The 7,229-nt window shown below is 55.4% G+C and carries 9 protein-coding genes; 4 read left to right on the forward strand and 5 right to left on the reverse strand.

The features are described 5' to 3' along the window. The first annotated feature begins 6 nt into the window (after positions 1 to 6). The 4 genes from JRJ26_11400 to JRJ26_11415 all read left to right on the forward strand — a co-directional run bounded on the left by JRJ26_11400 (position 7) and on the right by JRJ26_11415 (position 3,344). Positions 7 to 903, forward strand: coding sequence for a xanthine dehydrogenase family protein subunit M (locus tag JRJ26_11400; protein MBW2058090.1), 897 nt, complete (start codon positions 7 to 9; stop codon positions 901 to 903). Continuing rightward, positions 870 to 1,382, forward strand: coding sequence for a (2Fe-2S)-binding protein (locus tag JRJ26_11405; GenBank protein MBW2058091.1), 513 nt, complete (start codon positions 870 to 872; stop codon positions 1,380 to 1,382). The genes JRJ26_11400 and JRJ26_11405 overlap by 34 nt, the downstream gene beginning before the upstream one ends. 370 nt (positions 1,383 to 1,752) lie before the next feature. After that, positions 1,753 to 3,093, forward strand: a complete 1,341-nt coding sequence (locus tag JRJ26_11410) for an aspartate aminotransferase family protein (GenBank protein MBW2058092.1) — start codon at positions 1,753 to 1,755, stop codon at positions 3,091 to 3,093. 2 nt (positions 3,094 to 3,095) lie between these two features. Continuing rightward, positions 3,096 to 3,344, forward strand: a complete 249-nt coding sequence (locus JRJ26_11415; protein ID MBW2058093.1) for a hypothetical protein — start codon at positions 3,096 to 3,098, stop codon at positions 3,342 to 3,344. 79 nt (positions 3,345 to 3,423) lie between these two features. Here JRJ26_11415 and JRJ26_11420 read toward each other — a convergent pair whose 3' ends face one another. From JRJ26_11420 to JRJ26_11440, 5 genes are all read right to left on the reverse strand, one after another. Next, the gene (locus JRJ26_11420; protein ID MBW2058094.1) at positions 3,424 to 4,155 is read right to left on the reverse strand and encodes an ABC transporter ATP-binding protein; all 732 of its coding nucleotides are present in this window, start codon (positions 4,153 to 4,155) and stop codon (positions 3,424 to 3,426) included. Then, the gene (locus tag JRJ26_11425) at positions 4,148 to 4,921 is read right to left on the reverse strand and encodes an ABC transporter ATP-binding protein (GenBank protein ID MBW2058095.1); all 774 of its coding nucleotides are present in this window, start codon (positions 4,919 to 4,921) and stop codon (positions 4,148 to 4,150) included. The genes JRJ26_11420 and JRJ26_11425 overlap by 8 nt, the downstream gene beginning before the upstream one ends. A 28-nt stretch (positions 4,922 to 4,949) precedes the next feature. Next, positions 4,950 to 5,897 (reverse strand): branched-chain amino acid ABC transporter permease, encoded by a 948-nt coding sequence (locus JRJ26_11430; protein ID MBW2058096.1) that lies wholly within the window; start codon positions 5,895 to 5,897, stop codon positions 4,950 to 4,952. Positions 5,898 to 5,904: 7 nt separating this feature from the next. Continuing rightward, positions 5,905 to 6,783 (reverse strand): branched-chain amino acid ABC transporter permease, encoded by an 879-nt coding sequence (locus JRJ26_11435; GenBank protein MBW2058097.1) that lies wholly within the window; start codon positions 6,781 to 6,783, stop codon positions 5,905 to 5,907. A 54-nt stretch (positions 6,784 to 6,837) separates the two neighbouring features. After that, a partial coding sequence (locus JRJ26_11440; GenBank protein MBW2058098.1) for a 4Fe-4S dicluster domain-containing protein occupies positions 6,838 to 7,229 on the reverse strand: 392 nt, incomplete at its 5' end.

Below are 7,229 nucleotides of genomic sequence, written 5' to 3' on the forward strand. Positions count from 1 at the left end.
GGAACCATGTCTAATTCCCAGGTTATAACCCATGACTTCGATTACTACAGCCCTAAGAGTGTCACAGAGGCTCTCGATATTCTCAAGATGCCCGGGACAAGGGCTCTTGCGGGGGGAACCGACGTATTGAACGAGATCAAGACCGGCGGAGACAAACCCGGGGCTCTGGTGTACATCATGGGCATAAAGGAACTGGACTTCCTCGTATGGGAAGGAGGGCTGAAGATCGGGGCGACCACCCTGTTTTCCACTCTTGAGGAGGACCAGGGCATAAGGGAGAAATACCCGGCTCTCCACGACGCAGTGAAGAGTATGGGGGCCGTGCAGATAAAGAACCTGGCCACCCCGGCCGGAAACCTATGCACGGCTTCTCCAGGGGCGGACTCTGCTCCACCGCTGATGGCATTGAACGCCCAGGTGGAGATAAGTACGAAGAACGAAAAAGGCGAGATCGAGCGCAGGAACGTTCGCGTGGAGGATTTCTTCACCGGACCTAGGAAGACGGTGCTTCAGCCCGGGGAGCTGATAACCGCCATCTCTATTCCCGAGCCTTCTCCGGAATCGGGCTCGGCTTTCAGGAAGATCGCGCGGGTCACGCTGAGCATAGCCAAGATAAACTGCGCCGTCTACGTGGTCCGGGACGGCGATACCTGTGCGGAGGTGCGGGCCGCCCTTGGAGGTGTGGCACCAAAACCGGTCCGTGCCTCCAACTTCGAGAAGGCCCTTGCTGGTCAAAAGCTCAGCGAGTCTTCCCTGGCACGGGCTGCAGAGGCATTGAGCGAAGACATTTCTCCGAGGAATGCCCGGTCCACGGCGGCTTACAAGAGACATGCCGCTTCCTTCCTGATCCGGGATGTCTTCGAGGCTGCATGGGAAAGGTCTGGAGGGGAGGTGGCAAAGTGAAGATACCCATCGTTCTCAAGGTCAACGGGAAAGAGTATCGACTGGAGGTGAAGCCGAACGAGATCCTGCTCAATGTGCTGCGGGACAGACTCCACCTGACAGGAACCAAGTACGGGTGCGGTATCGGAGAGTGCGGCGCCTGTATCGTCCTCAGGAACGGCAAGGCCATCGCCTCCTGCCAGACCCTGGCGGTTTCGCAAGACGGCCAGGAGATAACCACCATCGAGGGGCTGGCAAAAGACGGGAAGCTTCATCCCCTCCAGGAGACCTTTGTCGAGGAAGGGGCTGTTCAGTGCGGTTTCTGCACTTCAGGGATGATTCTCTCGGCCAAGGCCCTGCTCGACAGCAATCCGAGCCCCACCACGGAAGAGGTCAAGGATGCCATCCGAGGCAATCTCTGCCGTTGTACGGGATACGTAAACATCGTTCGGGCCATAAAGGTAGCTGCCGAGAAGATGAGAAAACCCGACAGTGAGTGAACCCTGCCCTGCCTTCAGCGCTTTCACTCCGACCGGGAGACCTACGGAATTTTCCGGAGTTTTCCGGCTCTTCGATCGAGATTCTTGGAGTTTGTTGGCTTTACCGTCGGTTCTTTTCTTGGCAGGATGATGCCGCTGATTCTTTCCGGCCGCCCTCTGCGGGCGCTCCGCTGATTTTACAGTTCTGTTCGGGGAGACAGGCGCGGCCGAAAGGTGGGAAGACTCCAGAAGTTTTTCGTTGACAAGGGCCGGCGAAATTCTATATAAAGCTCTTCATCTTTTTTCGGGCTTCGCCTTCGCGGTTTTAATAGGGTTGCCCCTCTTTAGGGGTGCCCATCCAGATTCGTTGGTCTCAGAAAGGAGATATTCCATGGGAGACTTCTATGAAGAGTATGTGAAAAGAACCCCGACTTCCGGCAAGGAGGCAGCCAGGGCTCAGGCGATCATTCCTGGAGGGGTTGGAAGCGCGATCCAGTTCTGGGCACCCTATCCTATCTTTGTCAGGGATAGCAAGGGAGCCTATGTGTGGGATCTCGACGGGAACCGTTACATCGACTACTGCATGTGTTATGCTGCCATGGTTCCAGGACATGCCAACCCGGTCATTGCAGAGGCCATCAACGAGCAGACCCGGAAGGGGACTCTTTACGGGCTCTGCGGCACCACGGCGACAGACCTTGCCGAGGAGATACACCGGCGCTACCCGGTTATGGAGATGATCCGGTTCACCCAGTCCGGTGTGGAGGCGACCATGTATGCGGTCCGCCTGGCGCGGGCTGCAACCAACAAGATGGGAGTGATCAAGGTGGAGGGAGCGTACCACGGTGCCAGTGATGTGCTCATGGTGAGCTGTGCGGTGCCCTCCAACACGCCCGCCGGTCCCGACTGGATGCCGTCGGCCATCGTCGAGAGTGCCGGGATCCCGTCCGGTGCTACGGATCACACCCATATCGTTCAGTTCAATCACCTGGAAAGCTTGGAGTATCAACTGAAAAAGCACGAGGGAGAGATCGCCTGTTTTATTCTCGAGCCCTGTATGACCAACGGAGGTGTGATCCCTCCTGAACCCGGCTATCTCGAAGGTGTCCGTGACCTGACCAGGAAATACAACGTGCTCCTCATCTTCGACGAGGTGAAGGTGGGATGCCGGATCGCGGAAGGCGGGGCTTGTCAAAAGTATGGGATCGAACCCGATCTGGTAACCCTTGCAAAGGCGATCGGAGGGGGCACGCCTCTTGGTGCCTTTGGGGGCAGGCGTGACCTCATGAACCTTATTTCGCCCTTGGGACCGGCGGTCCACTTCGGCACGTACAATGCGAATCCCCTCACCACGGCGGCAGGCCTCGCCTGTCTGAAGAAGGTGATGACCCCTGAGGCCTACAAGAGGATGGACAGATTGGGAGACAAGTACGCTAAAGGTCTGGACGGAATAGTCAACCGCCTTGGTCTGCCCGCCTCTGTCACCCACGAAGGGCCTCTGGGAGGCATCCAGTTTGTTCCTGAGAAGCCCCGCACCTATCGCCAGGCGAACCAGTGCAACAAAGAGATGTGGCGGCAGTACTGGTACGGCATGTTGAGCAAGGGGGTCATCCCCATGGGCAGCGGGTGGTTTGAGGAGTATTCGATCTCGGTTGCCCATACCGACGAGGATATCGATGAGACCCTCAACATCACGGAGGACGTGCTGAAGGTCATAAAAGAGAAAATGTGAAAATGGAAACAGTTGGCGGCGGTACACAGAACCGGGCTTGGACAGACTATCTTCGGGAGATCTATACCATCCAGGCGGTGTGTCTCAAGCCCTGCAACGGCCCTGGGAAAGATGGAATCCCACACCTCAATATTCTATTGTCCTCTCTTATCCTTTCCAGAGAGCAGATCGACAGGATTGTCGAGATACTGAGGGAGAGCATCACCGCGACCATGGATGATCTCGTACGGGAAGGCTTGTGGAACGGCTGAGACAGGCTGCGGCCCTTGGCTCTGACTCGTTCAAGAACTCTGAAGATACGAGGTCGGCTCTTTGGAGGTTGCTCGGCCTTCACTGTTTTTTCCCCAGATAGGCACTTCTTAGCTCTTCGTCGTTCAAGAGCTCCCGCGACGGTCCCTGGGCGACGGTTCTGCCGGTATGCAGGACAAAGCCGTAGTCTGAGACCTTCAGGGCGAGCCGTGCATTCTGCTCCACGAGGACGATGGTTATACCTTGCTTTCTCAATTCCACCAGGGCCTTCAGGATCTCCCGAACAAACAGAGGGGCCAGGCCCAGGGAGGGTTCGTCCAGGAGAAGCAGTTGCGGTCTGGCCATGAGGGCCCGACCGATTGCGAGCATCTGTTGCTCTCCGCCGCTCAGGGTAGCTGCCTTCTGCCTGGCTCTTTCCCTGAGGATCGGGAAGAGCCGGTAGACCGTGTCGAGGTTTTCCTGGATCAGGTTGTTTCTTTCCCGTTGGGAATACCTGTAGGTTCCCAGCTTCAAGTTGTCCAGAACCGGGAGGGGGCCAAAAAGCTGCCTTCCCTCAGGGACGAGGCCGATGCCGCTCTTTACGATCTGGTGGGTCGGCAATCTCGTTATGTCTTTTCCATGGTAAGTTATTTTGCCCGAGCGGGCCTGGACCAATCCCATGACCGTCTTGAGAAACGTGGACTTGCCGGCCCCGTTGGCACCGATGATGCTGACCAGGCTCCCCTCTTCAACCTTTATTGAGACGTTTTTCAGGGCATAGATGTGGCCGTAGTACGTGTTCAGATCGGTCACGTCGAGCAGCACGTCAGACATCGATCTCTTCTCCCAGGTATGCCTCGATCACCATGGAGTTTTCTTGAATCTCCTCAGGGGGCCCTTCGGCGATCTTGACCCCGTGGTTCAGAACCAGAATATCGTCTGAGATGTTCATCACGAGACTCATATCATGCTCCACGAGTAGTATGGTTATTCCGGTTTTCTGAATCGTTCTGATAATGCCGGCCATGCCCTCTGTTTCCTCCTCATTCAGACCGGCCGCCGGTTCATCGAGCATCAGGAGTTCGGGTTCGGTTGCCATCGCCCTGGCGACCTCCAGGAGTTTCTGTTCGCCGAAGGGGAGGTTGTCCGCCAGATCGCCTGCCTTGTCCTCAAGGCCGACCAGCTCAAGAATCTTCGAGGCCGCCTCTTGAATCGCCCGCTCCTGTCTCCTTATCCCAGAGAAACCCAGGCCGCATCTGAGAAAATCCCCTGTGGATCGAGTGTGCCTTCCAACCATCACGTTTTGGAGCACGGTAAGGTTGCCGAAGACGAGCACGTTCTGGAAAGTTCTGGCGATACCCATCCGTGCTATCTCATGAGCCCTGAGATGGTTGAATGGTTTTCCCTTGAACCTCTTCTCACCCCTGTCAGGACGCTGCAGTCCGGAGATCAGGTTGAATACGGTTGTTTTTCCGGCTCCGTTCGGACCGATCAGAGCCTTTATCTCGCCCTGTTTCACCGTAAGAGACAGATCCGAGACGGCCTCCAACCCGCCGAAAGTCTTACTGAAATTCCTGAGTTCCAGTAGAGGTTCTTCCACGCCTATCCCCGCACTGAGCCCGTCCGTTTCAAGAGAAGGGCCTTTTCAATCGATCGGTACACACGCCAACGATCCCCGCAATGCCCTGGGGCATGAACATGAGGATAAAGAGAAGGATAAAACCGTATATGACAATGCTGTAGTCCTCAAAGGCCTGAAGCACCTCAGGCAGGATGGTGAACAGGGATGCCCCGATGACAGCACCCCAGACAGAGGTCAGTCCACCCGCCACGACCATGGTCACGACCACGATGGAAAAAAAGACATCAAAGGATTCGGGACTGATGACTGTTACGTAGTGAGCATAGAAGGACCCGCCCAGGGAGGCCAGGGCTGCGCACAGCATGAAGACCTTGATCTTGTACATGGCCACCGGAACACCCACGGCCGCCGCGGCATCTTCACTCCTTTTCAGTGCAAGGAGGGCCCGTCCGACTCGAGAGTTGGTGAGATTCAGTAGAAAGGCGATAACCAGGAGAACCACGAGCCATACGAACAAGAAATACCGCAGGTCGGTATCGAGTGATATGCTTCCCAAACTCAGCCTCGGAATGCCGACCAGCCCAGATGGGCCTCCCGTGAGGTCCCCCCACTCCTTGAACACGATGTTGATGATCTCGCCGAAGCCCAGGGTCGCCATGGCAAGGTAATGGCCTCTCAGTTTCAACGCCGGCAGGCCCAAGACAAATGCGAGGCAACAGGCCAGAAGAATCGCCAGGACGATCGAAATCCAGGGGTTCATTCCAAATTTTGCAGAGAGAACGCCTGTCGTGTAGGCCCCGATTCCGTAAAACGCCGCCTGGCACAGGGAGAGCTGGCCGGCGAATCCTATCAGAAGGGTCAAACCCAGTGCGACAAGAACATGGATGCCCACGAATATCATGACGGCCAGAAAGTACTCGTTCGTGACCACCAAGGGAAACAAGAGGATGACCAAGGCAAAACTGATATACGCAGGGAGGTTGCTCTTTGACATCTGTTTCCTATTCTATCTCGTACTTTCCAAGCAGACCGCCAGGCCTCACAAAGAGAACCAGGAGCATGATCAAGAAGGCGAAGGCGTCTTTGTATCCAGAAGAGATAAACCCGGCGCAAAAGGACTCGAGTATCCCGATAACGAGGCCGGCGGCGACGGCCCCGAAAGGATTTCCCACACCTCCCAGAATGGCCGCAGAGAAGCCTTTGATCCCGAGCATGGCACCCCTGTCGTACTCCATGAGCGTTATGGGAGTTATGATGTTCCCCGCAACAGCACCGATGGCAGCGCTCATGGCGAAGCTCAAGGTGACCATCGCCTTGGCATTGATACCCATCAGCTTAGCTGCATCCCGGTTGATTGCGCAGGCCCTCAGGGCCTTTCCTATCATTGTGAATTGAAACATGTACGCCAGAAAGAGGACCACGAGCACTGTAATCCCTATGACCCACAGTATCTGGGGCAGTATCGCTGCTCCTCCTATTTGAATTGGCTTCGCGCTTGAGAAGGGTTCCAGCGGGTGGGAATCCTTGCCCCAGACTACCATGGCAAGGCCTTTCAGAATGATGGAGACCGCAATGGTTATCAGGATCAGTGTTACCAGGGAGGGATTCTTCAGGGGATGGATGGTGAATCTCTCAAAGGCTATTCCGACAAGGGTGACAAGAGCGATAGCCATGAAGAACGAGATCACCAGGCTGAAGTGGAATGCTTCATGAAACATGATCATCGACATGCCGCCGAGAACAACAAACTCGCCCTGGGCAAAATTCAAAATATCGGTTGCATTGTAAATGATGTTGAAACCGATCGCCACCATTGCGTAGATGCTGCCGATAGTAATGCCTGTCAAGAATAGCTGAAATATCTGGGACGATAATGTCAAATTCGGTCCTCGTTTTCTGTGTGCTATGCAGGATCGGTTAGATCCCCGATCTAGTCATCCAGTGTCTTCTACCTTCACTACTGAAGGATCCTGGATTCGGCTGTACAGTTCACTCTTGACCTGTCTGCCATAACCGAACAATTCGTCCATGGATACCAGAAAACGGGTCAATATGTCTCGTTCAGCCAGTGTTCTGACCAACCTGTGGACGAACGTGTTGGGCTTGTTCCATGGACAGACCCTGATGCAAACAGAACAGTGTGTTCCATTTGCAACCCACCAGTCAAAGCAGTCCATTGCGTGAATCGGCCATTTCAGGACGCCTTCCGCATTGGATTTATCCCAGGCCTTGTCTGTTCTCGGGCGGGGCATAATTGCGCGGCTGGGGCAGTACTCGGCGCAGAGGCCGCATTTCTCACAGAATCTCTGGACGCCTATGTCTATTG

Source organism: Deltaproteobacteria bacterium (genome assembly GCA_019308905.1).
Lineage (GTDB): Bacteria > Desulfobacterota > BSN033 > WVXP01 > WVXP01 > JAFDHF01.